The 26,074-nt window shown below is 42.2% G+C and carries 27 protein-coding genes; 1 reads left to right on the top strand and 26 read right to left on the bottom strand.

Going from position 1 to position 26,074, the window contains the following annotated elements:
• Positions 1 to 215: 215 nt before the first annotated feature.
• The 11 genes from FZC78_RS00185 to FZC78_RS23390 all read right to left on the bottom strand — a co-directional run bounded on the left by FZC78_RS00185 (position 216) and on the right by FZC78_RS23390 (position 10,762).
• On the bottom strand, positions 216 to 1,334 hold the full coding sequence (locus tag FZC78_RS00185; protein ID WP_148937696.1) for a Nif3-like dinuclear metal center hexameric protein: 1,119 nt from the start codon (positions 1,332 to 1,334) through the stop codon (positions 216 to 218).
• A complete protein-coding gene (locus tag FZC78_RS00190; RefSeq protein ID WP_148937697.1) occupies positions 1,321 to 2,040 on the bottom strand; it encodes a tRNA (adenine(22)-N(1))-methyltransferase in 720 nt (239 codons plus the stop codon). The genes FZC78_RS00185 and FZC78_RS00190 overlap by 14 nt, the downstream gene beginning before the upstream one ends.
• Before the next feature lie 133 nt (positions 2,041 to 2,173).
• Positions 2,174 to 2,551, bottom strand: coding sequence for a cytochrome c550 (gene cccA, locus FZC78_RS00195; protein ID WP_148937698.1), 378 nt, complete (start codon positions 2,549 to 2,551; stop codon positions 2,174 to 2,176).
• Between the two features lie 418 nt (positions 2,552 to 2,969).
• On the bottom strand, positions 2,970 to 4,112 hold the full coding sequence (locus tag FZC78_RS00200) for an acyl-CoA dehydrogenase family protein (protein ID WP_148937699.1): 1,143 nt from the start codon (positions 4,110 to 4,112) through the stop codon (positions 2,970 to 2,972).
• Positions 4,113 to 4,292: 180 nt separating this feature from the next.
• A complete protein-coding gene (locus tag FZC78_RS00205) occupies positions 4,293 to 4,832 on the bottom strand; it encodes a hypothetical protein (RefSeq protein WP_148937700.1) in 540 nt (179 codons plus the stop codon).
• Between the two features lie 404 nt (positions 4,833 to 5,236).
• A complete protein-coding gene (gene rpoD, locus FZC78_RS00210) occupies positions 5,237 to 6,367 on the bottom strand; it encodes an RNA polymerase sigma factor RpoD (RefSeq protein WP_113927522.1) in 1,131 nt (376 codons plus the stop codon).
• A 40-nt stretch (positions 6,368 to 6,407) separates the two neighbouring features.
• Positions 6,408 to 8,213: a DNA primase gene (gene dnaG / locus FZC78_RS00215; RefSeq protein WP_148937701.1), complete on the bottom strand. Its 1,806-nt coding sequence runs from the start codon at positions 8,211 to 8,213 to the stop codon at positions 6,408 to 6,410.
• 50 nt (positions 8,214 to 8,263) lie between these two features.
• A complete protein-coding gene (locus FZC78_RS00220; RefSeq protein ID WP_148937702.1) occupies positions 8,264 to 8,701 on the bottom strand; it encodes a YaiI/YqxD family protein in 438 nt (145 codons plus the stop codon).
• 365 nt (positions 8,702 to 9,066) lie between these two features.
• Positions 9,067 to 9,873 carry a pyruvate, water dikinase regulatory protein gene (locus tag FZC78_RS00225; protein ID WP_148937703.1) on the bottom strand — a complete coding sequence of 269 codons (807 nt, stop codon included), beginning with the start codon at positions 9,871 to 9,873 and terminating at the stop codon, positions 9,067 to 9,069.
• Positions 9,874 to 9,898: 25 nt separating this feature from the next.
• Positions 9,899 to 10,525: a helix-turn-helix transcriptional regulator gene (locus tag FZC78_RS00230; RefSeq protein ID WP_286365460.1), complete on the bottom strand. Its 627-nt coding sequence runs from the start codon at positions 10,523 to 10,525 to the stop codon at positions 9,899 to 9,901.
• A 93-nt stretch (positions 10,526 to 10,618) separates the two neighbouring features.
• On the bottom strand, positions 10,619 to 10,762 hold the full coding sequence (locus FZC78_RS23390) for a hypothetical protein (protein WP_187444749.1): 144 nt from the start codon (positions 10,760 to 10,762) through the stop codon (positions 10,619 to 10,621).
• Between the two features lie 436 nt (positions 10,763 to 11,198).
• Between FZC78_RS23390 and FZC78_RS00235 the strand changes: the two genes are divergently transcribed.
• A complete protein-coding gene (locus tag FZC78_RS00235) occupies positions 11,199 to 12,572 on the top strand; it encodes a glycine--tRNA ligase (RefSeq protein ID WP_148937705.1) in 1,374 nt (457 codons plus the stop codon).
• A gap of 490 nt (positions 12,573 to 13,062) precedes the next feature.
• Here the strand turns inward: FZC78_RS00235 and recO are convergent, their stop codons facing one another.
• The 15 genes from recO to rpsU form a co-directional block, all read right to left on the bottom strand.
• Positions 13,063 to 13,815 carry a DNA repair protein RecO gene (gene recO, locus FZC78_RS00240; RefSeq protein ID WP_148937706.1) on the bottom strand — a complete coding sequence of 251 codons (753 nt, stop codon included), beginning with the start codon at positions 13,813 to 13,815 and terminating at the stop codon, positions 13,063 to 13,065.
• A 125-nt stretch (positions 13,816 to 13,940) separates the two neighbouring features.
• A complete protein-coding gene (locus tag FZC78_RS00245; RefSeq protein WP_148937707.1) occupies positions 13,941 to 14,084 on the bottom strand; it encodes a YqzL family protein in 144 nt (47 codons plus the stop codon).
• A 302-nt stretch (positions 14,085 to 14,386) separates the two neighbouring features.
• A complete protein-coding gene (era, locus tag FZC78_RS00250; RefSeq protein ID WP_148937708.1) occupies positions 14,387 to 15,301 on the bottom strand; it encodes a GTPase Era in 915 nt (304 codons plus the stop codon).
• Positions 15,294 to 15,692, bottom strand: coding sequence for a cytidine deaminase (locus FZC78_RS00255; RefSeq protein ID WP_148937709.1), 399 nt, complete (start codon positions 15,690 to 15,692; stop codon positions 15,294 to 15,296). Before FZC78_RS00255 ends, era begins: the two co-directional genes overlap by 8 nt.
• Positions 15,693 to 16,426: 734 nt before the next feature.
• Positions 16,427 to 16,819, bottom strand: a complete 393-nt coding sequence (locus tag FZC78_RS00260) for a diacylglycerol kinase family protein (RefSeq protein WP_148937710.1) — start codon at positions 16,817 to 16,819, stop codon at positions 16,427 to 16,429.
• Positions 16,797 to 17,267, bottom strand: a complete 471-nt coding sequence (ybeY, locus tag FZC78_RS00265) for an rRNA maturation RNase YbeY (protein WP_148937711.1) — start codon at positions 17,265 to 17,267, stop codon at positions 16,797 to 16,799. Before ybeY ends, FZC78_RS00260 begins: the two co-directional genes overlap by 23 nt.
• On the bottom strand, positions 17,257 to 19,443 hold the full coding sequence (locus FZC78_RS00270; RefSeq protein ID WP_148937712.1) for an HD family phosphohydrolase: 2,187 nt from the start codon (positions 19,441 to 19,443) through the stop codon (positions 17,257 to 17,259). Before FZC78_RS00270 ends, ybeY begins: the two co-directional genes overlap by 11 nt.
• A 175-nt stretch (positions 19,444 to 19,618) precedes the next feature.
• A complete protein-coding gene (locus FZC78_RS00275) occupies positions 19,619 to 20,581 on the bottom strand; it encodes a PhoH family protein (RefSeq protein WP_148937713.1) in 963 nt (320 codons plus the stop codon).
• Positions 20,582 to 20,584: 3 nt separating this feature from the next.
• Positions 20,585 to 21,778: a sporulation protein YqfD gene (yqfD, locus tag FZC78_RS00280; protein WP_148937714.1), complete on the bottom strand. Its 1,194-nt coding sequence runs from the start codon at positions 21,776 to 21,778 to the stop codon at positions 20,585 to 20,587.
• Between the two features lie 19 nt (positions 21,779 to 21,797).
• A complete protein-coding gene (gene yqfC, locus FZC78_RS00285) occupies positions 21,798 to 22,082 on the bottom strand; it encodes a sporulation protein YqfC (protein WP_113927508.1) in 285 nt (94 codons plus the stop codon).
• A gap of 68 nt (positions 22,083 to 22,150) precedes the next feature.
• On the bottom strand, positions 22,151 to 22,594 hold the full coding sequence (locus FZC78_RS00290) for a hypothetical protein (RefSeq protein ID WP_148937715.1): 444 nt from the start codon (positions 22,592 to 22,594) through the stop codon (positions 22,151 to 22,153).
• Between the two features lie 30 nt (positions 22,595 to 22,624).
• On the bottom strand, positions 22,625 to 23,626 hold the full coding sequence (gene floA, locus FZC78_RS00295) for a flotillin-like protein FloA (protein WP_148937716.1): 1,002 nt from the start codon (positions 23,624 to 23,626) through the stop codon (positions 22,625 to 22,627).
• 38 nt (positions 23,627 to 23,664) lie between these two features.
• Positions 23,665 to 24,957, bottom strand: coding sequence for an NfeD family protein (locus FZC78_RS00300; RefSeq protein WP_148938117.1), 1,293 nt, complete (start codon positions 24,955 to 24,957; stop codon positions 23,665 to 23,667).
• Positions 24,958 to 25,328: 371 nt separating this feature from the next.
• Positions 25,329 to 25,775, bottom strand: a complete 447-nt coding sequence (locus FZC78_RS00305; RefSeq protein ID WP_148937717.1) for a GatB/YqeY domain-containing protein — start codon at positions 25,773 to 25,775, stop codon at positions 25,329 to 25,331.
• 14 nt (positions 25,776 to 25,789) lie between these two features.
• Positions 25,790 to 25,963: a 30S ribosomal protein S21 gene (gene rpsU, locus FZC78_RS00310; protein ID WP_039238310.1), complete on the bottom strand. Its 174-nt coding sequence runs from the start codon at positions 25,961 to 25,963 to the stop codon at positions 25,790 to 25,792.
• Positions 25,964 to 26,074 lie beyond the last annotated feature (111 nt).

Here is a 26,074-nt window from a genome sequence, read left to right on the forward strand (position 1 = left end):
TGGATTCAGAAACGCTGCCTAATTTTCGATCTGAAAAAGTTTTATACTTTCTTATCTTTGAACAAAAGCGCATTTGCCTTTTCCGCTCCCCAGTTATTTGACGCTGGGGGGCTGGACGAGGATAACATAGTTAATGGTTATCCTCAGAGGCATAATAATGTTTCATTTTTTAACAGGAAAGCAGGCATTCGTAACGAATGCCTGCTTTTTATGTCTTATAAAAATGTAAATGGATCGGTATTCACCTTTGAAACTACAAACTCCACTTCCATTCCTTTCTCCCGGCATCTGTCAGTCATCCACCGGGCAACGCCCTCTTTCATGACTTTTTCGATATGATGCCCTGCATCCACTACGTTGAGTCCAAGCATCATCGCATCATGAGCAGTATGGTAGTATAGATCCCCAGTCACAAAGACATCTGCCCCACTGTACTTGGCACTATGGATGAATTTATTTCCATCTCCGCCTAATACAGCGACTTTTTGAATAGTGTCTGATAAGGAACCGGTTACCCTTACATTTCCTACACCAAGCTTCTCTTTTACATGGACCGCAAACTCCTTCAGAGACATCGTGGATGAAAGTTTTCCAACTCTGCCCAGCCCTAAAGTTTCTCCCTCATTATCCAGGGGCATGATGTCATAGGCCGCTTCTTCGTAAGGGTGGCTTTTGATAAGGGCTTTCAACACTTTCTTTTCCAACTTTTCAGGATAAATGGTTTCTACTCTAACTTCGGAAACTTCCGCCATTTTGCCTCGTTTTCCAATATGCGGATCCGTTCCTTCACCGGGCAGGAAGCGGCCTGTCCCCGGACTTGAAAAAGTACAGTGACTGTAATTTCCTATATGTCCGGCACCGGCATCTCCCAATGCTTTTCTTACCTTTTCAGCGTCCTCTTCAGGTACGAATACAGCCAGCTTCTTTAATTTCTCCTGGAAGGTCGGAAGCAATACCTTTGTATCCTTCAATTCCAAAGCCTCTGCTAATAAATCATTTACACCGCCCTTTGCAACGTCTAAATTGGTATGGGCAGCATATACAGAAATGTCATTTTTGATCAGCTTTTCAATCATCCTGCCTTGTACCGTGTCTGTCCGAATCGACTTTAAGGACCTAAACAATGGAGGATGATGGGCAATAATCAATTTAACGCCTTTTTCGACGGCTTCATCCACAACTTCTTCGAGGACATCTAAGGTAATCATTACTTTATTTACCTTTTGATTAAGCCTTCCAATCTGCAGCCCGATCTTATCACCTTCTTCAGCAAGCTCTTTTGGTGCGAGGACCTCAAACAGTGATATGATTTCATGGCCGTTAACGGTTTTCATCCAATACCTCCTCAACAATCTCTATTTTCTTTTGAATTCCATCTCTTCTCTCCCTCAATTGAGGAGAATCTTCAGCTTCTTCCATTTTGTCTATAATCGTCTTCCATTGCTTTAATTCGTGCTTCCACTTCCGCTTAAACACAGGACTGTTCTCTTTCATTAAAAAAGGACCGAGCAGCAGTTCACTATCTCTGTTCGCTTCTGTATAAGGCTCTTCAGGATTTCCTTTATCTGCCGCGAGGACTTCGTATATTTTATCATCTTCTTCTAAAATCTGTTCGCTCTTCAATTCCCAGCCATTTTTCAACAGCCACTTCCTGATAGAGGATGCCCCTACATTTGGCTGGAGAACCAGACGGCTGACTCCCTCAAGCTTACTCTTACCATTTTCCAAGATACTGGCTATTAAGGCACCTCCCATCCCGGCAATGGTTATGCAGTCTGTTTCATTGGGCCGGATGACCTGAAGTCCATCTCCTTTACGTACAGAAATCGAGTCTTCCAGCTGCGAATACTTCACCTGCTTGACTGCGGATTGATACGGACCCTCCGCTACTTCCCCTGCTACCCCTGAAACTGCGATTCCTTTGTCCACCGCATAGCAAGGCAGGTAGGCATGATCGGAGCCAATGTCGGCAATCCTGGAGCCCTCAGGGATAAACGAAACAACAGTTTCTAATCTCTTCGATAATTTCTCTGAATTCATATTTTCACCTTTTAGTATGTATTTGGTCTTTCAATGGTTATAGTTCATATCCGTACACATTACGTTTCTCATTCTAACCAAGTTTCACTACAAAAAAAAGTCCTTTGCATGAGCAAAAGACTTTTTTAGAGAATTATAATTCCATTAACCATTCAGCCATGGCTTCTTCGTTTCCTGGTACTAGGCCTGCTGGCATTCCGCCGCCTTTACCCTCTTGAAGAATTTCGACGATTTCTTCCTTAGAATAACGGTCGCCGACACCAGTAAGAGCTGGACCTGCTCCACCTTCATAGTTTCCGCCGTGACAAGTGATACATGCTTTCTCATAATGAGCTTGAGGATCGAACTCACCGCCCTCAGCTGTACCGCCCTCAGCGGTCTCTTCCGTACCTTCACCATGTTCTTCAGCCATCTCTTCAGAGTTATTCAATCCTTCCAAAGACATAAAGAAAACAAGGCCGATTCCAAAAACCATAATTAGAATGAATGGAATAATCGGATTGCGATTCATAAATTAACCTCCCTTATGTAACAGTTGATAGTATAGGTTGTGTTTATTATAAACAATATTTATTTTACTTTAAATAGATGGAAAGTAAAAGTCCTAAGGGGTACTTTTTCGACGTTTGTCGCAAATTGGACACTTTTGACCGGACCGTGAAGTTCCTTATATAGAGACTTATAAAACGAGTTATTCCAAATCATTTTGTAGAAGTGCGGAAAATGCCTGCATTATTTGTGACATTCTATACTGTCTGTGAGGCTCTTCTGACTGCATTGATTCAATGTCTGAGTTCACAGGGTCTTAAGGCACCAGCCGTAAACTGCAAAGGATAATAAGAAGACTTTACGTCAGGACTCATTTAAAAGATCCCATTAAGAAAAAAGCCCGGAATAAAAATTCCAGGCTCAATCACACACATTAGACATTAACACCCAATCAATCGGGAAATGACCATTCTCTGTACTTCAGAAGTTCCTTCGCCGATTTCAAGAAGTTTCGCGTCACGCATATAGCGTTCTACCTCATACTCTTTCATGTAACCATAACCACCATGGATTTGGATGGCTTCATCAGCCACTTCCATAGCGATCTCGGAAGCATACAGTTTACACATTGAAGCTTCCTTGGCAAATGGCCTGCCTTGATCCTTCAGCCAGGCCGCTTTGTAGATCATATTCTTCGCAAGTTCAATTTTCATAGCCATATCAGCAAGTTTGAATTGAGTTACTTGAAACTTTGATAATGACCTTCCAAATTGTTTTCTTTCTTTTGAATATTGAAGGGCTTTTTCAAATGCAGCTTCAGCTATGCCCAGCGCCATGGCTCCAATACCAATACGGCCCCCATCAAGAGTCGCAAGGAACTGTTTGAATCCTTCCCCTTTTTTCCCAAGGAGATTTTCTTCAGGAACTCTTACATTCTCAAGAACAAGTTCTGTTGTATTTGAAGCATTGAGCCCCATCTTTTCATAATTGTCTACAACTCTAAATCCTTCTGCATCTGTAGGAACAATGATGGCACTGATCTCTTTGCTGCCATCCTCCCTGCGGTCCGTGATGGCTGTGAGGGCAAGATTCTTTGCGTAGCTTGCGTTGGTGATAAAACTCTTATTTCCATTAATGACGTATTCATTACCCTCTTTAACCGCAGATGTCTGGGTCCCCCCTGCATCAGACCCTGCGTTGGGTTCAGTCAGACCAAAGGCTCCAAAAGATTCTCCGGTACAAATGGGCGTCAGGTATTTATGTTTTTGTTCTTCTGTACCAAACATACTGATTGGTGCACCGCCTAAAGAAATATGCGCTGAGTAAGTAATTCCTGTGGATGCACATGCTTTGCTCAATTCCTGTGTCACAATGGCAAAACTTATTGTATCTCCCCCAGCTCCGCCATATTCTTCTGAAAACGGCAGCCCCATCATCCCCAGGTCGCCGAGCTTTTGAAATATCTCTTTTGGAAATTGCTTAGTCCGATCCCTTTCGATTGCTCCAGGAGCTACTTCCTCCCTGGCAAAATCCCGAATTGTTTTTTGAATCATTTTTTGTTCAGAAGTCAAATCAAAATTCATGTCCATCCCCCTTATTATGCAAACACCCGTTTCAGAACCGGCTTCTTGAAATCCCCAAGCCGCTGCCATGAACCCGGAATGTCCATGCTGCCAAAAAAGTGTTGTGTGCGCTTACACTCTTCATTATAAAAGGTTTGGCATAATTTTCTCAACTTTTAAAAACTTTTAAAAATTCCGTTATTATATTAGAATAGAGACAACCAAAAGGATAGTCCCAACAGCTCCTCCTAAAGTAAAATAAAGAAGCTTCATAAACCGGCCGCACAGTATCCACATTAAACAGTTAAAAAATAAGATAGCATATGTAATATGTTTATCTCCCTTAAAAAAGGCATCTGAAAAACCAACTGTCTGCAAAAGCATGATCATTGCTATGGCTATGTAGATGACTGGAAGAATTAATTCTTTATTAGAATAATAAATTCCCGCAAAAAATAATGAGACGACAAAACCTGTCAAAATCGCTGTTTGCAAAACGAATGACAATTCAGTAAAATAAATGACAAATAATGAAATTGGAATTAATGTACAGATTAGGATAGAAGGAGCGAAGGAAGCAAAAGAGAATTTTGATTTTGCTGTCTTGATATCCTCTACCTCATTCCCCTGATTATAAAGCGCTAATAAATAGTCACAGTACTGCTCAGGAAGCATCTTATTTTGTTTCCAAAAAAGGATTTCGTGTATTATTATGTTTGTTTTTTGATTATTACTATTCATTGTTCCACATCCTGTACTGTATTTTTCGCCGTCGGTACACGGGAACCCTTTTTTTATTGAGAATTATGTTTGGAAAGAGCAAATTCGCAAGCGCTTTTTTCAGCCCGACATGGGCTGCGAAATCTGATTGCAGAGACTAGCTACTAAGAAACATCAAAAAAAAGGCTGTTTTTGCAGATATTTGCTTTCGGAAAACTCCCAAGAGCCGGATTTTCCCCCGGATACTAAGAGTTTTATCGCTTATCGAGAGAGAGCAGCTCTTGTCTTTTCAGTGTTATCAGTTTTCATCTTCTTAATATGATTATTTTTTCGGAAACAGTATCAAATAGAACAAAGTTTACGAAAAGAGCAAAAAAAAAAGATTACTCTCCCTTTAGGAAAGTAATCTATCTGGAAATTATCTTCTACTCCAAGAAATCTTTCAAGCGCTTGCTGCGGCTCGGGTGGCGCAGCTTTCTCAACGCTTTGGCTTCAATTTGACGAATACGTTCTCTTGTCACTCCAAATACTTTTCCAACTTCCTCAAGAGTCCTGGTACGTCCATCATCCAGGCCGAAGCGAAGTCTTAGTACATTTTCTTCCCTGTCTGTCAGGGTATCCAGCACGTCCTCCAGCTGTTCTTTAAGGAGTTCATATGCTGCATGTTCAGAAGGAGATTGAGCTTCAGCATCCTCAATGAAGTCACCAAGGTGAGAATCGTCTTCTTCACCGATAGGCGTTTCAAGAGATACTGGTTCCTGGGCAATTTTCAAAATTTCCCTTACTTTTTCAGGAGTCAAGTCCATTTCTTCAGCTATTTCTTCAGGTGACGGCTCACGTCCTAAATCCTGAAGCAGCTGGCGCTGAACCCTGATCAGCTTATTGATTGTTTCAACCATGTGAACTGGTATACGGATGGTCCTTGCCTGATCGGCGATTGCGCGTGTGATCGCCTGGCGAATCCACCATGTCGCATACGTACTGAATTTGAACCCTTTTCGATAATCAAATTTTTCTACTGCTTTGATAAGGCCCATATTACCTTCTTGAATCAGGTCCAGGAACAGCATGCCGCGTCCTACATACCTTTTGGCTATACTAACTACAAGCCGCAGGTTGGCTTCCGCAAGGCGGCGCTTGGCTTCCTCGTCACCCTCTTCGATCCGGTTAGCCAGAGAAATTTCTTCCTGCGCGGACAATAGGTCCACTCTTCCGATTTCCTTCAAGTACATACGGACCGGGTCATTAATCTTTACTCCCGGAGGAACACTTAAATCATTAAGGTCAAACTCTTCGTCGCCAGCCTTATTCAACTGCTGGATATTCGGATCGTCATCCTCTTCATTTTCATTGATGATTTCTACTCCCTGTTCTCCTAACTGCTCGTAGAATTCATCCATTGTATCGGATTCCAGTTCAAAATTAGCCAATTTCTCGGCAATATCTTCATATGTTAATACGCCCCGTTTTTTTCCGAGCTCCATTAACTGTTCTTTCACCTGGTCTACTGTGACTTCTGACTCTACCTCTTTGGAACGTGCTGACTTTTCAGCCATTTGTTCCCCTCCTTCCAACTTCCTTACATTTGATCCCGCTTTATAACGATTTTCTAAGCCGCACAATTTCCATTGCAATCATGGCAGCTTTGTTATAATCTTTTTGTCTTTCAGCTTCTTTTTGCGCTGTTTGTTTTTCTTTTATTGTCAACATCTTTTGATGTTTTAACACCTGATTAACGTAATCAATTAATTCCTGTTCACTGCACTCGTCCGAAATGGACATCATCCCGATTTCAGATACGACCCTCCTGAGCCTGCTGTCCGGCAGGAATTGTATGAATCCACTGGAATCAGCCTCATTGCCCTCTTCATAATAACCGAATAAATAGGTAATGATTGCTTGATGTTCATCAAGATTGAATGAGCTGCCTCCCAAGAGATCCTGGACTTTAAAGCAGATATCAGGATTTTTCATCATATGGGCAATCAGCCGCCTTTCAGCAGTGTGATATGCCGGGAACAGCTTGGTTTCCGCTTTAGGCTGCACAGGCTGAACATAATCAGGCTTTTTATGCTCCTTTTTGTCCGATTTCCTATTAGAGAAATAAACCTGTTTTTGCTGCTGCTGCAGCGCCTGCAGAGATAAGGAAAACTCATCTGCCAGCTGCCTTAGATAATAATCCCGTTCGATATGATTCTGAAGTGCACTGATTTCCTTTAATACTTCTTCTATATACTGAAGCCTATCTCCTTCATCATTCAAATTTTTTCCTTGACGGAAATAAATAAGTTTGAATGCCATGAAGGTCAAGCTTGCCCCTATTACATCATTTTGGAATTTCTCAGCATTGTACTTTTTGATGTAGTCATCGGGATCGAGCTTTTCAGGAATCATTGCTATCCTTAGATTGAATTGTTCTTCATTGAGCATTTTGGCCGCCCTGAAAGCTGCTTCCAATCCAGCTTTGTCACCGTCATAACAGATGACGATGGAGTCTGTTACCCTCTTCAGCATTTGCAGATGCTTTGCAGTCAATGAAGTCCCCATGGAAGCAATACCGTTTTCTACACCTGCCCTGTCAGCGGAGATTACGTCTGCGAAGCCCTCGAACAGAATGGCCTGGCTTTTCCTTCTTATGACAGGCCGTGCATTGTGAAAATTATAGAGTACAGAACTTTTGTTGAATATGACCGTTTCAGGACTGTTAAGGTACTTAGGTTCCTCGCCGTTCATCGCCCTGCCTGAAAAAGCAATCGTTTTGCCTCTCTGATCATGGATGGGAAACATAATCCTTCCTCTGAACCGGTCAAAATACTGTTCTTCTGATTCCTTTTTCACCAGGAGCCCCGCGTCTGCCATCAAGTTCGGTGTAAATCCCCTTTTCGTAAGGAAGTTGACGGTGAATTCCCAGCTTGGAAGGCTCCAGCCAATTTGGAATTTATCGATGCTTTCACGGGTGAATCCCCTCTCTAAAAGGTATTCTAGGGCATCCTGACCCTCTTTTGTATTTACAAGTAAATGATGATAGAATTTACTTAATAGTTCATGTGCTTCAATCATCTTTTCTTCAGCTTTGCTAGCTGTCGTTTCAGCCGGGCTGATATCAACGGTCAGCTCATGACCTGTTTTACCAGCAAGCTTCACTACGGATTCTTGAAATGAAATACCATCTATATCCATTAGGAAAGTATAGGCATTGCCGCCAGCTCCGCAGCCAAAGCAGTGAAAGATCTGTTTATCAGGGGAAACAGAAAAAGATGGTGTGCTTTCTCCATGAAATGGGCAAAGGCCGAAGTAATTTCTTCCCTGTTTCTTCAGCTGCACATAATCACTTATAACGTCCACAATATCAACTGACTGACGAATCTCATTAATCTTTTCTTCAGGAATTCTCCCTGTCACAAACACATCACCTGATTATTATTTTACTTAAATAATGCATTCGATAAATCCTATTGATCTCCTGCAAAATTCGACAAAATTTTCTTGAACACAGAGACAAACCTTTCTCTATCTTCAGATATAAACGGTTTAGGACCTTTTCCATACTTTCCTTTCCGCCTTTCTTTAGCGGACAGATACCGGAAATCTAAAGCCGTTGAGATGGTTTCTTCTCTAAACTCTTTTCCCCTCGGAGAAATCGCATAAACGCCTTTCGGCAATACAATGCTCGCCAGACCGATATCCTGGGTGACGAGTAGATCTCCGCTTTTTATATGATTCATGATATAAAGATCTGCTGCCTCTTTTGAGGAATCCACATAAACCCACACCCCTTTGTCGGGACTGGTTTTCCTGTGGGCATTGGATGCAATGAAGATAACTTTTACTTCCCGGTCTTCACATATGCCTGTGATTTCTTCTTTTACAGGACATGCGTCTGCATCCACATAAACAACAGCTTCTATTTTGCTACTATTACCTATTCTACATCACCTCAAAATATCCTTCTTCATCTGACAACTTTCACGCCGCTCCTCATAAAGAAAACATTTTGTCGATTTTTTTCTTCGTCAGTAACTTGACATAACCCAATAATTAGTTTATTCGTTTATTCATCAGTCTAAACCTATTTTTGAATATATTTTTATCACAATTTTTTATTATAGTATATCTTCATGCTTTTGACTACTAAAAACCCCGTATACAATATATTTTTTCTTCAGCCTTCATATTACTCAATTGTTGACTTTATTTTTCCTGTTGAAAGTAAATCCTGAACAAAAAGAAAAAGGATGACATCCTGATGGCATCCTTAGTTCGATTTCTGAATTTCATTGATGATGATATTAGCTGTTTCTTCAACCGCTTTATTGGAGACATCCACAACATGGCAGCCAATTTTATCTACGATTTTTTCGAAGTACTCAATCTCCTGCTGAATTCTATCGAGGTTTGCATAACTGGCCTGGTCGTTCAGCCCAAGAGATTTCAGCCTTTCCCTTCTTATGCTGTTCAGTTTTTCTGGTGCAGCCTTCAGTCCGAAGCACTTGGAAGGATGCACTTTGAACAGTTCTTCAGGCGGATCAACTTCCGGTACTAATGGTACGTTTGCTACCTTCAGCCTTTTAAGAGCCAGGTATTGGGATAAAGGAGTCTTGGAAGTCCTTGATACACCAATCAGAACGATATCGGCTCTTAGCAGTCCTCTAGGATCCCTGCCATCATCATACTTCACTGCAAATTCAATTGCTTCCACCTTTTTGAAGTAATCTGCATCGAGTTTTCGGACAACCCCCGGTTCATTCGATGGAATTTTGCTATATTTTTCCTGATAAGTATCCATTAAAGGTCCCATGATATCGAAAGCATACAGCTGTTCTCTTTCTGCTTCTTCCTTAAGATACTTTCTCATATCCGGTTTTACCAAAGTATAAACAATCAATCCATTATTTAATTTAGCCAATGAAAGAACTTCATCAAGATGAGAAGTATCTTCTACATATGGGAAACGCTTAATTACTGTATTGGAGCCGTCAAACTGACTAATGGCAGCTTTGGTAACAAGTTCCGCCGTTTCTCCTACTGAATCTGAAACTACATAAATGTAAGGTTCTTTCAAACTACCCACCACCTAGTATTAATACTTAAATGTCTTCAGCCAAAGCTACAAATGCCTTGGTAATATTCGTTTTCGTAATTCTTCCAGTCACTTCCAGATCACCATTTTCAGTGATGTTCACTACCGGTACTGCATCAATTTGTTTATCGATCAGGCTTTTAGCTACATCGATCAGCAGATCATCTTTTTCACAAGTTGTGATATTCGGCATCCTTGTCATGATGATATTCACAGGAATTGAGTTCAATTCCTGTTTGCCGATACTGGCCCGTAAAAGATCCTTCCGGGATAAGACTCCAACCAGATGGGTCTTTTCATCAATCACGAATAAAGTTCCGACATCCTCAAGGAACATTGTTACTATTGCATCATATACTGAAACATTCTCATTCACAACTACTGGAATGGATTGATAATTTCTAACTAATATTTTTTTAAGGTTTTCTGTTAAGAGCTGTGTGCCGGTCTTGCCTGAGTAAAAATACCCCACACGAGGCCTCGCATCCAGATAGCCAGCCATAGTCAATATAGCCAAGTCCGGCCGAAGAGTTGCACGTGTCAGATTCAGCCTCTCAGCAATCTGTTCTCCGGTAATCGGGCCATTATCTTTTACAATTTGCAGAATATACTCCTGCCGCTTATTAAGTTCCATCTTGCTCACCACCTAACGGACATGTATAAAATAAGTGTTATACTTTATACTAAATATTATATACTATTAAGAAAAAAAGAAAAGAAAGACTTTTTATAAACCTTGTTTGTACTTAAAATTCATATTGGCCTCTTTTGAGAACCAGCCATAGAAATTGATGAGGATAATATATTTCATCCCTGCCTTTATGAAAGTATCCATTATAGCATATCCTATATTGGCAGCACCTTTTTTCATGTACATTCCTTCCCATAGAGTAGCTTTTTCACCCCCGCACTGCAATTATTTTGTATCATTAATGAATTGTTGTATATTATTATAGAAAGTGATAAAATTATTCCATCTTTCCAAGGTTGTTTATTTGGAACCGAAATTAATATTGAATTTTGCAATGACGGAACTATAAGTACTTGTGCAAAAGCGATCCGGGGATGGTGGAAGCCCGGTATACAAGGAAACGGCAGTCCTGAGCATTTTAAAACGAAAGTGGATATACCTTACGTATATCAACTAGGGTGGAACCGCGGGCCAAAGCTCGTCCCTAGGCATTAGTGCCTGGAGACGTGCTTTTTTTATTTCATTTTTTAACCCGGCCTTATTTGGCGGATGTTGTTTCCCTAGAGAAATCAACATCCCTGAATGAGAGCTGAAAATTAAAGGAGTTGTTTTTAAAATGGCAATGGAAGAAATCGTAAATTTAGCAAAACACAGAGGATTTGTATTCCCAGGCTCTGAAATATACGGAGGGCTTGCAAACACATGGGATTACGGTCCCCTTGGTGTCGAACTGAAAAATAATATCAAAAAAGCATGGTGGAAAAAATTCATTCAGGAATCTCCGTATAATGTCGGACTGGATGCTTCCATCCTCATGAACCCCCAAACATGGGTAGCTTCAGGGCATGTTGGAAACTTCAATGACCCTATGATCGACTGTAAAAATTGTAAAACGCGCCACCGTGCAGACAAAATTATCGAGAATGCCCTTGAAGAAAAAGGGGTTGAAATGATTGTTGACGGCCTTCCATTTGAAAGAATGGCAGAAATCATAGATGAGTATGAAATTGCCTGCCCTGACTGCGGCAGCCGTGATTTTACAGAAATCCGCCAATTTAACCTTATGTTCAAAACTCACCAGGGAGTAACGGAATCATCCACAAATGAAATTTTTCTTCGTCCTGAGACAGCCCAGGGAATTTTCGTCAACTTCAAGAATGTTCAGCGTTCAATGCGTAAAAAAGTCCCATTCGGAATCGGTCAAATTGGAAAAAGCTTCCGAAATGAGATAACACCGGGTAACTTCACCTTCCGTACGAGGGAATTTGAACAAATGGAATTAGAGTTCTTCTGCAAACCAGGTGAGGATCTTGAATGGCACTCTTATTGGAGAGAGTTCTGCAAAAACTGGCTTCTGGCATTAGGTATGAAAGAAGACAATATGAGACTGCGTGACCATGATGATGATGAGTTATCTCATTACAGTAACGCGACAACGGATATTGAATATAAATTCCCATTTGGCTGGGGAGAACTATGGGGTATTTCAGACCGTACGGATTTTGACCTTAAGCGCCATATGGAACATTCAAATGAGGATTTCCACTACATGGATCCTCAAACCAATGAAAAATTTGTTCCATATTGCATCGAACCATCTCTGGGGGCTGATCGTGTTACACTTGCTTACCTATGTGATGCATATGAGGAAGAAGAATTAGAAAAGGAAACAAGAACCGTTCTTCGTTTCCATCCTGCTCTTGCTCCATTCAAAGCAGCAGTTCTTCCTCTTTCTAAGAAGCTTTCTGATGATGCATTTAAGGTCTATGAAGAGTTATCTAAAGACTTAATGATCGATTTCGATGAAACCGCATCTATCGGCAAACGCTACAGAAGACAAGATGAAATCGGTACTCCGTTCTGTATCACTTTTGACTTTGACTCTGTGGAGGACGGACAAGTAACAGTCCGTGACCGCGACTCCATGGATCAGGTTCGTATGCCAATCAGTGAAGTTAAAGGCTTTCTGCAGGAAAAGGTTAAATTTTAAATAGTGTAAAAAGCGAGCCGCGATGGTCTGGATAGACCGTGCCGGCTCGCTTTTTTTGTTAATGCTTCATTGCTGGTTGCTGGTTGAGCGATGCTAGTCACGCTATTATCGGGGTTTCTTGTTTTGGTGTCCCGCGCTCTCGGGGCGGGGTACCTCACTTTGGGGGTTTCTTGTCTTAATGTTCCACGCTCTCGTAGCGAGGTACATCATCTTTGAGTTTTCCGCTTTTAATGTACCTCGCGCTCGGGGCCAGGTACATCATCTTTGAGTTTTCTTCGTTTAATGTACCTCGCTCTCGGGGCGGGGTACATCACAATTGAGTTTTCTGCTCTTAATGTACCTCGCTCTAGTTGAGAGGCACAACATATCCTGAGTTCCTGATTAAAATGCTACAGCTAAGGATCTGCAAAACTGTGCTTTCAGTTGCACTCGCTACATATAAATAAAATCCTAAAAAGTAAAAAGCTGACAGCGTGTGCTGTCAGCTTAGTCACATGAGATCCTTCATTCTGTCCATCTGATCAAGAAATTTCCTTGACTTTAGGAAGAGCCCTGAATTTTCATCATAATAAGTGCGAATAATCTTTTTCAATTCTTCTTTGGTAGAATCCTTCAACGAAATCTTCCCCAACCGGTTCATGTCAAAATGATAGAACAACCTCAGCAGCTTGATGGTTTGGGGCGAAACCTTATAATGATGAGGATCACTTTCCAAACACCTATGGCATATAATTCCGTTTTCTTTAAATGAAAAAGAAAACTCTCCTTCTGTTTCTCCGCATACTGCACACTTATCCAAAGAAGGATACAAGCCTAAAACAGGGAGCATTTTCATTTCAAAGATGTGAGTAACGATATCAGGATCATACTCTTCATTAATATAAGTAAGGGTCTGAAAAAGCATCTCAAACAGAAAAGGATTTGGCTTCCGTTCTTCTGTGCCTTTGTCAATGAGCTCGACTACATAAGTGGCGTAGGCTGTTTTGAACAGGTCCTCCCTGATATGACGCATGGAGGTAATGGTCTCTGCCTGCTGAAGAGTTCCCAGCCCGCTGCTCTTTTGGAACAAGAAGTACCCATATGTAAAAAGTTGGGAAACCGAAGATAATCGGCTGTTAGTTTTTTTGGCACCTCTGGCCATTACCCCCAATTTCCCATTCTCTCTAGAAAAAATCGTTACTATTTTATTGGATTCACCATAGTTATTCGTTCTTATGACAATGCCTTCACATTTTTGCAGCATACAGCCACCTCCCGAGTGATTTAGATGGATCGGGTGATAGCCCAGGTGATCAATCCATATATCTTCTAAATATAGGACACACAACATACCTGGCTGCTCTTTGTTGTCAGCCAGAAGGTTACGGCTTAAGAGATGGGATGATCCAACTCCGCTAGTTCTTCATCAAATTCCAGAACCCCTTCGTCATCCGTTGACTCAAGTTCTTTGAAAAGTAAATATGTGTCTATACTACCTGTTTGTGAAAACACTTTCCAGGTAAAGTCCAACATAAAAACCCCGCCTTTCATGTTTTAAACTAGCCACTTGCCTTGTGTTATTAGATTGACCTTCAGAAGAAAAAACATGAGACGTAAATATTGTTAATTTAACAGTATTTTACTTTTAAGCAAGGCTGGATTCGCATATATTGCTGCTTTGGAAAAATCCTAAGTACCGGATTTCCTCTTGGAAACTAAGCTTTTCACAAAAAGAGCAGCTTTTTTCTTTCTTGGTTACCAGGATATTTCCAGTGAATTAAGCAGGTATTTTTGGATTAATATTGTGATAGCAGCAAAGTTTACGAAAAGAGCCTTTAATAATCATCATTGAAACCAAAATCACGGAGATTGGACAGCTTATTCCGCCAGTCTTTTTGAACCTTCACCCACAGTTCCAGATAAACCTTGGAACCTAGAAGGTTTTCAATATCGACTCTAGCCCGTTTTCCGATTTCTTTTAACATACCACCCTGTTTTCCAATAACGATTCCTTTTTGGGAATCACGTTCCACTACTATGGTTGCCATTACATCGATGACATTGCCATTGTCTCTCGTGGAAATCTTTTCGATGACCACTGCAAGTGAGTGGGGAATCTCTTCCCGTGTTAGATGAAGAGCCTTTTCACGGATGAGTTCTGAGACGATGAACCTTTCAGGATGGTCTGTTACCTGGTCTGCAGGATAGTATTGAGGACCTTCCGGCAGTTCTTTTCGGATTACCGAAACCAAGGTTTCGACGTTATTCCCCTCAAGAGCGGATATCGGAACAACAGCTGCGAAATCATGCAGAGCATTGTATTGTTCTATAAGCGGCAGGATGTCGTCCGGATGAAGCTGATCGATTTTGTTCAGGACAAGAAATACGGGTGTTTTCACACCTTTCAGTTTCTCGATAATGAATTCATCGCCGCGGCCATACCCTTCTTCCGCATTAATCATGAACAATACAATATCCACTTCACGCAGAGTATTCTGGGCAATCTTCATCATGAAATCCCCAAGTTTATGCTTTGGCTTATGGATGCCGGGTGTATCGATAAAGATCATCTGAGAATCATTGGTCGTATAAACTCCCTGGACTTTATTGCGTGTTGTTTGAGGCTTATCACTCATGATGGCAATCTTCTGCCCGATTACCCGGTTAAGAAAAGTTGATTTTCCTACGTTTGGTCTTCCGATGATGGATATAAAACCTGACTTGTATACTTGTTGATCATTATTACTCATTTAAATCCTCCGGTGAAAATGCTCCTGGCAATATTTCTGCTACTGTTAACTCCTGTATATCCCCTTTTAGATTACTTAAAACCACTACCATGTCAGAGGGACAAAGTTCTGATATCACTTGCCTGCATGCGCCGCAGGGCGGTACCGGTCTGTTGGTGTCGGCAATCACTGCCATTTTCGTATATTTTTTGTCACCTTCAGAATAAGCTTTGAACAGCGCTGTCCTCTCAGCACAGTTACACATGCTGTATGCGGCATTTTCTATGTTGCAGCCATGGTACACTTTACCATCTTCTGTCAGAAGTGCAGCACCAACACCGAACTTAGAGTAAGGTACATAAGCTCTATCTCTTGCTATTTTAGCTTCTGCGATTAATTGTTCATTTTTCATATTTGATCTCCTTTGGTACCCACTTTCTATTTTACTACATCTTACGTAAAAAAAAATGGGCTGTTACTGTATTGTTATAAAATAGTTAGATAATTCTCACAAATGGACACCCTTACCATGTGTGTTAACCCATTTTATCCAACTATCACTTAGAATTCAAATTTCCTCCAAAGAAATCGGTTACAAAACCTTTATATTGCAAAATATCTCAGCGTTAATAGGAATAGTGATCTTTCGTCCAGGTGTTGTCAAATGTACCAACAAGAGAGAATCTCATGTGCTGCTGAAGGATAGCTTGAAATTTAGATATGCAAATACACTGGATTGCCCTTTTCAGCACCAAAAAATAACCTAGTTAAATAAAAATATTTTCATTTCGTTATAAAACATTTTGTTCTTCAGTTCTATACCCGTGTCTGAAAATACTGGAAGAAGCAAACTGGTCAAATGGACAGGCAATATGAAAGCTGGGTAACTTTAGAATGGATGGATAGCCCTTTGCTAAGACATGTTTAAAGTGTGAAGAGAAGACCTGTCATGAGCAGCCGCTTGAAGAGTGCCTCAGTGAATAATGTTGCTAAATTGTATTATGAAAACGCAGAGAAACAATTTACTTTTAGCTGACTACACTTTTACGCTGAAAAGCAGTAATATCATCTTTAATGTAAGACCTTGACATCATTTTCCGGCATTACAAAAAAAGATTGCAAAGGAATCCTCTGCAATCTTTCATCTCATTGTATGATTTCCCACAGCTTTGGCAGGAATATGATCATACCGATGACAACGGCTCCCAGGGCATAGCACAGGACAGCTCCTGCCGCTATGTCCTTGGCCTGTCCAGCCAGTGGATGGTATTCCTTTGTCACTAGGTTTACGGTCCGTTCAACAGCCGTATTCAGCATTTCCAAGGCAAACATCCCCGCGATCAGGAGGATGACAACAATCCATTCCGGCAAGGAAATTGAAAGCACAAATCCTGCAGCCACTACTGCTAGGGAGGCCATAAAATGCACACGGAAATTTAACTCTTCTGCAAAAACAAGCTTGATGCCCTTGAAAGCAAATTTAAAGGAGCCCAGGAATTTCCTTCTCCTTGAAGGTTTATCTTTGAAGTCCGTATCCATCAAGGATTTCCTTTTGCCTTCCGAACATCCTTTTTTCATCTTCCTTATTCATATGGTCGTACCCCAGCAGATGGAGAAAGCCATGAAGTGCCAGGAAGCCCAATTCCCTTGAAAAAGAATGGCCGTATTCGTCTGCCTGTTCTTTTGCTTTCTCTACAGAGATGATGATATCTCCTAAGATACGCGGAATCCCATCCCCGATAATCTTCGTCTCATCCTCACCAAGTTCTTCCATGGCGAAAGATATTACGTCAGTTGCCTGGTCCTTATCACGATATTCTTTATTGATCTCCTTTATCCGCTCGTTCGTCACGAAGGATAACGTCAATTCACTTGCCGGCTCGACACTTTCCTGACCGGCTGCATAATTCAGCAGACTCTGTACAAGTTCTCTGTCTGATTCAACTAATTGATCGGTTTCATCAAGAAAATCTATTTCAAGATTCATGTGCCAGCTCCTTTCTATTTGCTTCCGGATATTCAATCCTTGAGTGGAAAATTCCATTCAGCGTTTCACACAATGTTTTCTTTACTATATCCAATTCCTTGAGGGTTATATCACATTCATTGAATTGGCCGTCTTGAAGCCTGTCCTTCACAATGCTGTCCACAAGCTTTTTAATTTCTTCGTTGGTGGGGCTCTTCATGGACCTCACTGCAGCTTCCACACTGTCCGCTATGCTGATGACAGCTGTTTCCTTTGTCTGCGGCTTTGGTCCCGGATATCTATAAGAATCCTCATCCAGATTTTCGTTTTCTTTTAAAGCTTTGTAGTAAAAGAATTTTAGAAGGGTCGTTCCATGGTGCTGCTCAGCAATATCTATGAATTCTTTGGGAAGCTTATACTTCCGCAGCATCTCTGCTCCATCGGCCGCATGATGAATGATAATATCCCTGCTCCTTTCAGGAGGAAGGTGATCATGCGGATTGCCGGTGTTCATTTGATTCTCAATGAAATAGTGGGGCCTGACAGTTTTGCCTACATCATGATAATAACATCCCACCCTTGCAAGCAAGCCATTTGCCCCTATGGCTTCACAAGCTGTTTCAGCCAGGTTGGCAACCATTACACTATGATGGTAAGTCCCCGGCGCCTCAGTAAGAAGCTTCTTCAGGAGTGGATGATTCGGATTCGACAGCTCCACCAGCCTCATTGCGGATAAGATTCCGAAGCCTGCTTCAAAAAATGGCAGAAACCCTATTGCCAGCACGGCAGAACCGATACCCGAAACGAACCCGTACACTACAAAATAAGTGTATTCCATGCTACTATAAGTGACACCGCGCAAAAAGAGAAGAAATAAGATGATCAAGACGTTTACAAGTGATACAAACAACCCCGCCTGCAAAATATTCGTGCGGTTTTTCCGGCTTGATAGAAACAAAACCCCCGCAAGTCCGCTGAACATGATATAGATGGCCATTTCTATATCGATTGCTCCTGAAATCTCGTAATGAAATACAATGCTTCCACATGCGGCAAGGATCATGACCATCAGCATGGCAATTCTTTCATTAAGCATGATTCGGATCAGCATGCCCGCCAGTGCAGCCGGGAAAAGGAATCCCACCCTGTCCAAATCGAGCTCCTTCATCAAGGCAGTGATTTTCATCAGGATGAGGCTGATGACGAAAACAAGGCTGAGAAGGATAAGCCTGTTCTGTTTTCTTTCTTCAGGGAGATCCCAATTATGGAAGTGATAATAAATGGCTCCAATGGCCAGGACAACAAAAATGCCAAGTCCGATAAACGGCTTGATTGGAGTTTCAGATGAAAGCAGTCCCAGAAGCTCCAGCTGCCTGTAATCCTCGTGGGTTATCATCTTCCCTTGCTGGACAATGACTTCCCCTTCTATGATTTCTTCTGGGGCCACTTCTTCCATCGCCTGCTGCTTCTTCTGCTGCGTCAGTTCCTGATTGAATACCTCAGTTGGGATAACCGCAAACCTGCTCAAGAATACAGCTGCTTCAATCATGGAGGGAGGGAGATTAAGCGCCCTTATCCTTGTATCGATTCTTTCATTGACTGCATATATATCTTCTTCAAAAATTTTGTCGCTCATGGTTGTCTTAATTTGGGAAACAACCGTCGTTTTGACACGCTGCAATTCATCATCACTGAGCTGCAGCAGAGTGAGAAAAATGCTGTCCGGAATACTCTGGGTAATATTTTCCCTTACATTAGCGTTCTTGGTCAGCTGGACTTTGAGATCAGCGAGTTTTTCCTCGACCGCAGGTTCAGCCTCTGTTTCTTCAGCGGCGTCGGCCGGCTCCTCAGCCTGTGAAGCGGCCGTTCCCTTCCCTACATCTTTAATGATCTCAAAAATCGAATCTATGAGGGCTACCCGGTTCTCCACCACATCCTGCTGGCGGGTATACTGATTGGGCACTTCATCAGCAGCCTCTTCCCTTTTCTTCTGTGTCAGCTCTTCATCCTTGATCAATTTAGGAGATCTGATTGTCACATCGGCAATTTCAAAAACGTTAACATCATACTTCTCGGGTTTGACATTTCCATAAAGAACTCCATAAAGCAATAAACCCAGTAAGACAAATATAAGAAGTGTAAAAACTTTATAGCTCAATATCGAACGAATCTTATTGATATAAGGCTGAAACTTCATCAGAATCCTCCCGGCTGGTTTCAAGTTATGTATAGAGGTGAATTTTTCAATTAATTATGTAAAATGATAACAGTTTTTGTTGAGGATTGCACCCTCTATTTTCGCTTCTGTATTTATTTACCAGCTCCATATTATAAAAAAACTGCCTGTAGGAAATCCCCGCAGACAGCAGTGTTTACATAGAATTTTTTTCATAGGCATTAATGATTTTTCCAACAAGCGGATGGCGGACAACATCTGTCTGCTCAAGATAAACAAATGACAGCCCTTTGATTTCTTTGAGGATTTTTTCCGCTGCCACCAGGCCGGATTGCGCTCCCTTGGGCAAGTCAACTTGGGACCGGTCTCCATTGATGATCATTTTTGACTCAAACCCAAGCCTGGTCAGAAACATCTTCATCTGTGCCTGGGTCGTATTCTGCGCTTCGTCCAGAATGACAAAGGCATCATCCAGTGTTCTCCCCCTCATGTACGCCAGGGGAGCAATCTCAATGGTTCCCCGTTCAATCAGCCGCTGGGTGTGGTCAGCACCGAGCACATCGTTCAGGGCATCATACAGCGGCCTTAAATATGGATCGACCTTTTCTTTCAGGTCGCCAGGAAGAAAACCGAGACTTTCTCCGGCTTCGACTGCCGGCCTCGTAAGAATGATTCTTTTGACCATGCCATTCTTTAAAGCATGTACAGCCATAACGACCGCTAAATAGGTTTTCCCTGTACCGGCAGGACCGATTCCAAAAACAAGGTCATTATTACGTATCGCATGGATGTATTGTCTCTGACCCAGTGTTTTTACGCGTATAGGTTTGCCTTTTGCATTCTTTGTTATCTCTTCATTGTATAAGTCTTCGAAGTACTCCAGTGTCCCCTGCTTCGCCATCTGCAGTGCATAGGTGACATCACGCTGGCTGATATTGATTCCTTTGCGGATGACAACAAGAAGCTTGTTCAGGATTTCCTGCGCTATTGAAACAGCCTGCTCTTCCCCTGAAATATAAACGGACTCTCCACGGGTCACTATGGAAATAGATAATTCACTTTCCATGGATTTCAAATGTGAATCTGAAACGCCGAATAGTGCAATCGCTTCATTTGGATTATCAAGTTGAATGTTTGTGGTTTTCAGTTCATCTGACATTACTCAGTCTCCTTGAATAATTGGTTGTCCGACAGCTATGTCTTCTATTACTTTAAAGTGTACGTTTAACCTTACTTTACCATTTTCAATCTGTTCGTGTAAAATTTTTTCACCGGTAACTTCCGCGTCTTCTGGAAGTTCAGCTTTCAAATTATCCCTTGCCAACTCTTTTGCCGTTACAACGGCCTCTTTTCTTGTGTATTTCCTTGTCACGTCTTCCTTTTCTTTCACAGTTTTCTCGATATAGGTTACAGGCAGCTCCCATTTCAGAAACTTCACTTTGTGTTTATCCTGTTCATCTACACTGTTTTTATATTCTATCTTTCCCCAACCCCAGATGGGTAACCGGAAATTCCCTAAGGAAATATAATGTTTTACTTTTTCATTGCCGCTGAACACCTCAAAATCCGTTTCAAGCGGCAGCTCCACTTTAGTTTTATACCACACCTCACCGCGAATAACGCCTTTTGCCGAAACGGCTTCCTTCTTTTCCTGATCCTCTTTTCCGATTAGACCAGAAACCAGCAGCTGGCCTTTCTGCACATGATCATTTACTTCGACCATAGGCATGCCTTCTTCTACAAAAACTTCCTTGATGACCGCTTTCTGTTTTGCTACTAAATTTCTGGCGCCGATCTCTTCTGCAGTTTCCGGCTCGTTTTTTTCCACCACTTGAAAGTGGTAAGTTGTCCCTTTTAACTCCACACCAACCCATGTAATATTGTTCATGCGGTTGGAAAGCTCACGCTGTATACTCTCCACATCAGGGATGGAAAATTGGAACTTTCCCTTGTTGATCCCCATTTCTTGAAGCTGCTTTTCAATTTCATATTGTGTTTGAGGGCTTGCCCCTTTTATGCTTATACCCCAGACCATGTTGGATAAAAGCAGGATCAATACGAAAAATGTAATCCCGCCCAGCAGGAAACCACTGTTTTTCAATGCTCTTTTCCACAGAAAAGGAGACCCTTGTCCTCTTAGAAAAGTGACACGGCAGCCAAACTTCCTGACTGCTCGCCTGAAATTATGTAGATCATTGAGGGATAGGTAAAAGGTGAAGGTCTGTTCGCCCATTCTCTTCACTTGCCAAACCGCTATTTTGGACCGTGTCATTTCGTTGATAAATCTTTCAATGCCTTGCCCTTCAACCTTAACAAGCACTTTGCCTGTAAAAAATGTAATCCACTGGTTCTTCAAGTCAAACCCTCCTGTTCCGTTACTGTTCGAGATAAACGACTTCCACAATTTTCCCTTCCAACAGAATTTCCTCTGGGAGAATCATCTTTATAACAAAAGACTGGCCTTTTATCAGGAGCTGTCCTTGTTTAAGGAGCAGGCGTACTTCATCATCTGTGAAGGTCAAAAGCCCTCTGTGGTTCTCAATATAAATATGAATCTGTCCAATCATGGTGATGCGGGGAAGGTCCATCATGACATCTTCCGGAAGGTCCATTGTTTTGGTCATCCAATGGCGCGCCTTTTGAAACCATTTTTTCGCCATACAAAAAGAACCCCCTTTCATCTCATATTTATGAGATAAAAGGGGGTTTCATCACTGTTATTTTATTTTCAGCCCCGCCAGTTTCGTTTTTTGGCCCTTGGAGGCCCCAGTACTTCTGATAAAACGATCCCTTTAACAAGATCATCGCTTCCCAGGTTCCTGAGATTTACTCTGGCAGCCTTCTTTCCCAGAGAAGATTTACGTGTTTTTACTTTCACACTTTCGGCACGCTGATTATAGACTTGCTCTTGAGACTTCAAGTCTGAAATGCGTTTCCTGGCCTCTTCCTGCTTCTCGAGGAACTTGTTCTTTCCTTGTGTTTGAATCGTTTCGACTCCTTTGTCAAGGGCGTTCTCGAGATCATTCGCGGCTTCTTCCCATACGGGGCCGGTATCAGATTCAGGACGCTGAGGCCGGGGAGACCACGGATCCTGGTCGGAAGGGTCCCGTTTCATCCTGTTGAAAAGCATACTGACGAGCCCGGCTATAACAAGAAATATCAGATTTTCCATAAAAAGATCCCCTTTCTCAGAAGAGAAGATCTATTCATCTTGGCCCTCTTCATTCTTATCACCTGTCAATTTGCCGATAGAGCCTCTCATCTCTGTATCGGCATCGATATTCTTATAATTCATATAATCCATGACACCAATGTTTCCAGATCTAAGAGCTTCTGCCATTGCAAGAGGTACTTCCGCTTCTGCTTCTACTACCTTCGCTCTCATTTCCTGGACTTTCGCAATCATTTCCTGCTCATTCGCTACGGCCATGGCTCTGCGCTCTTCCGCTTTGGCCTGTGCAATATTCTTATCAGCTTCAGCCTGCTCGGTCTGCAGCTCGGCACCGATGTTTTTCCCGATATCCACGTCCGCAATATCGATCGATAGAATTTCAAAGGCAGTTCCAGCATCAAGACCCTTGGTAAGGACCGTTTGAGAGATCATGTCAGGGTTCTCAAGGACTTTTTTATGATTAGTTGAAGAACCAATTGTTGAGACAATTCCTTCCCCTACACGGGCAACAATCGTATCTTCACCAGCACCACCGACAAGGCGGTCGATATTGGCTCTTACGGTAATACGTGCTTTTGCCTTCACTTCAATTCCATCCATAGCCACACCGGCAATGAAAGGAGTCTCGATCACTTTAGGATTTACACTCATTTGGACCGCTTCAAGCACGTCACGGCCGGCAAGGTCGATTGCAGCAGCTCTCTCGAATGTCAACTCAATATTCGCACGGTGAGCAGCAATCAAAGCATTCACAACACGGTCTACATTACCGCCTGCAAGATAATGGCTCTCCAGCTGGTTTATGGTTACCGTAAGCCCGGCTTTATGCGCTTTGATCAGAGGGTTGATAATACGGCTTGGAATAACCCTTCTTAATCTCATCCCCACCAATGTAAAGATGCTAATTCTGACTCCGGCAGCAATTGCTGAAATCCACAGCATCACCGGCACGAATGTAAACAGGACACCCAGTATTATGAGTCCGGCTACGACGGCTACTAAAATTAATATTGTACTTGGATCTAGAACCATTCCTTTTCCTCCTTCGAATTAAACCACTTATGTTTCAATTATTCGATTTCTCTTACTACCGTTCTCGAGCCTTCTACTTTAACGACTCTTACCGGCTTGTTCTGACCGATGAATCCGCCTTCTGAAACAGCGTCGATTCTTTCATCTTCAATTACAATTGTTCCGGAAGGGCGCAGAGCTGTCTTCGTTACCCCTGTTGCCCCGATCAGTTCCAGGCGGTTGACATTAGAGACATATCCACCCTCCGTGCTGGTGGAATCCTTCAAGATTATCTTATTGAACAGCTTCATCTTTTTACCAAACACCTTTACAAACACCACCATTGCTATGATTGCGACAGCCATTGCTATCAAAAGGGATGTACCCATAGCGACAACATCGCCTCCTGCCATCAGAATACTTCCTATAATGGCACCTAAACCCAGTATCCCGGCAATGCCTCCGGGAAGAAAAAATTCAGCGACTATCAAACCGACACCAATGACAAACAGAATCAGTGTTTCATATCCTGCCAGTCCGGCAACCAAGTGTCCATAGAAGAACAGCAGCAGTGACGCAAGACCTATGGAGCCTGCCACACCAAAGCCCGGAGAATAAAGCTCTATTACCAGCCCAAGACTAGCCAGGGAAAGAAGAATAGGAACCACAACCGGATTGGTTATGAACCTGGCGAGTTTCTCAGCAAACGTTTCTTCAACGCTAATAACTTCTGCGTCTTCAAGGCCTATTTCCTTCAGCAGCTCATCCATGTTACTCACAGTGCCCTCAGAGTACTCAATGGACTCTGCTGTTCTCGCATCAAGAGTAAGCAGTTCACCTTTTGCTGCACCAACTTCAGGAAGGTCGACATCTTTGTCAGCCATGGCGAGAGCATATTGCGGATTCCTGCCGCTGGTTTCAGCGGCACTTCTCATGGCTGCAAGCCAATAGCTTTGAGCTTTCTCATCAGCAGAATTACCGGCTTGGTCAATGACGGCAGCTGCCCCCATTGTTCCATTGGGCACCATGTAAATTTCATCAGCATGAAGGGCAATGAATGCTCCTGCTGACAAGGCTCGATTATCGACGAAAGCGACCGTCTCTATTTCTGTACTATCAAGAAGCTTTGCGATATTTCCTGCCGCATCGACCAATCCTCCAGGTGTATCAATCTGGAAAACAATCGTATCGGCACCCGCCTCCCGGGCATCAGCTATTCCCCTGCTCAAGAATGCGTGCAAACCTTTTTCCACTTCTTTTTCAATCGGGATGACAAAAACAATTTCACCTTCCCCTTGAGCTTTAGTATTAAAAGGCATCGATCCTATCAAGGAAACAGCGAGAAGCAGCATCAAACCGCCTATATAAATCTGTCTTAATAATTTCAAGATTTCACCCCTTTCGGCCTATCAAGAAAAAATTATAATTACTTATCCTATATTATGTACGATTGAGATAAAAAAAGGTTTCATTTTTTGTGAAAAAAATCAGCCAGCCGTTATTAAGTGACTCTTCCTCATTCCTCATCTATATACTTACGTATTTCAAGCAGGATATACCACCCTTTAAAAAGGGGATACACAGGTTCGCAAATTCAAAAAGATTTCTGCTACTGCTACTTAGTGCAAAGCATATGAGAGTAATTACAAATTTTCCATACCCCTGTCCCAAAGTCTAATTCCAAAAAAAATGAGAAGCGGAAGACCGCTTCTCATTTTCATGTTTACGATAAATGATTTTGAACAAGTTTATTGACGAGAGCTCCATCAGCTTTCCCTTTAACTTTAGGCATGATAGCCCCCATCACCTTACCCATATCTGCCTTGGACGTTGCATTCGTTTCATCGATGGCTTGCTTGATGATGGACGATACTTCATCTTCAGACAGCTGTTCAGGCATATATATTTCGACGTAAGTCAGTTCCGATTGAATTTTCTCAACGAGATCCTCACGGCCTGCGTTTTGAAATTCCTGGAGGGAGTCTTTGCGTTGCTTGACTTCTCGAGAAAGGACAGTCAACTCTTCATCTTGAGAAAGCTCCTGTTTTCCATGCTTAATAGCCTCATTTTGCAATGCTGCTTTCAACATACGGATAACAGAAAGTTTTTCTTTCTCTTTATTCCTCATAGCTTGTTTCATATCATTATTTAAACGATCGAGAAGACTCATATCTACACCCTCTCTTAGAACTTACGTTTTCTGGCTGCTTCAGATTTCTTCTTACGCTTTACGCTTGGCTTTTCATAGAATTCGCGCTTTCTGTACTCTTGCAAAGTTCCTGTTTTAGAAACTGTACGTTTGAAGCGACGAAGAGCATCTTCAAGCGATTCGTTTTTACGAACAACTGTTTTTGACATCTCTCTTTCCCTCCCTCCGAAACACTGCACTTACATGTAAAGTAAAGACCTTGGCAACGGCAAAGCCGCTGCGGACATCCGACAAACCTGGCTGCCCTTCACTTTTCTGCT

Source organism: Rossellomorea vietnamensis (assembly GCF_008180415.1).
Lineage (GTDB): Bacteria > Bacillota > Bacilli > Bacillales > Bacillaceae_B > Rossellomorea > Rossellomorea vietnamensis_C.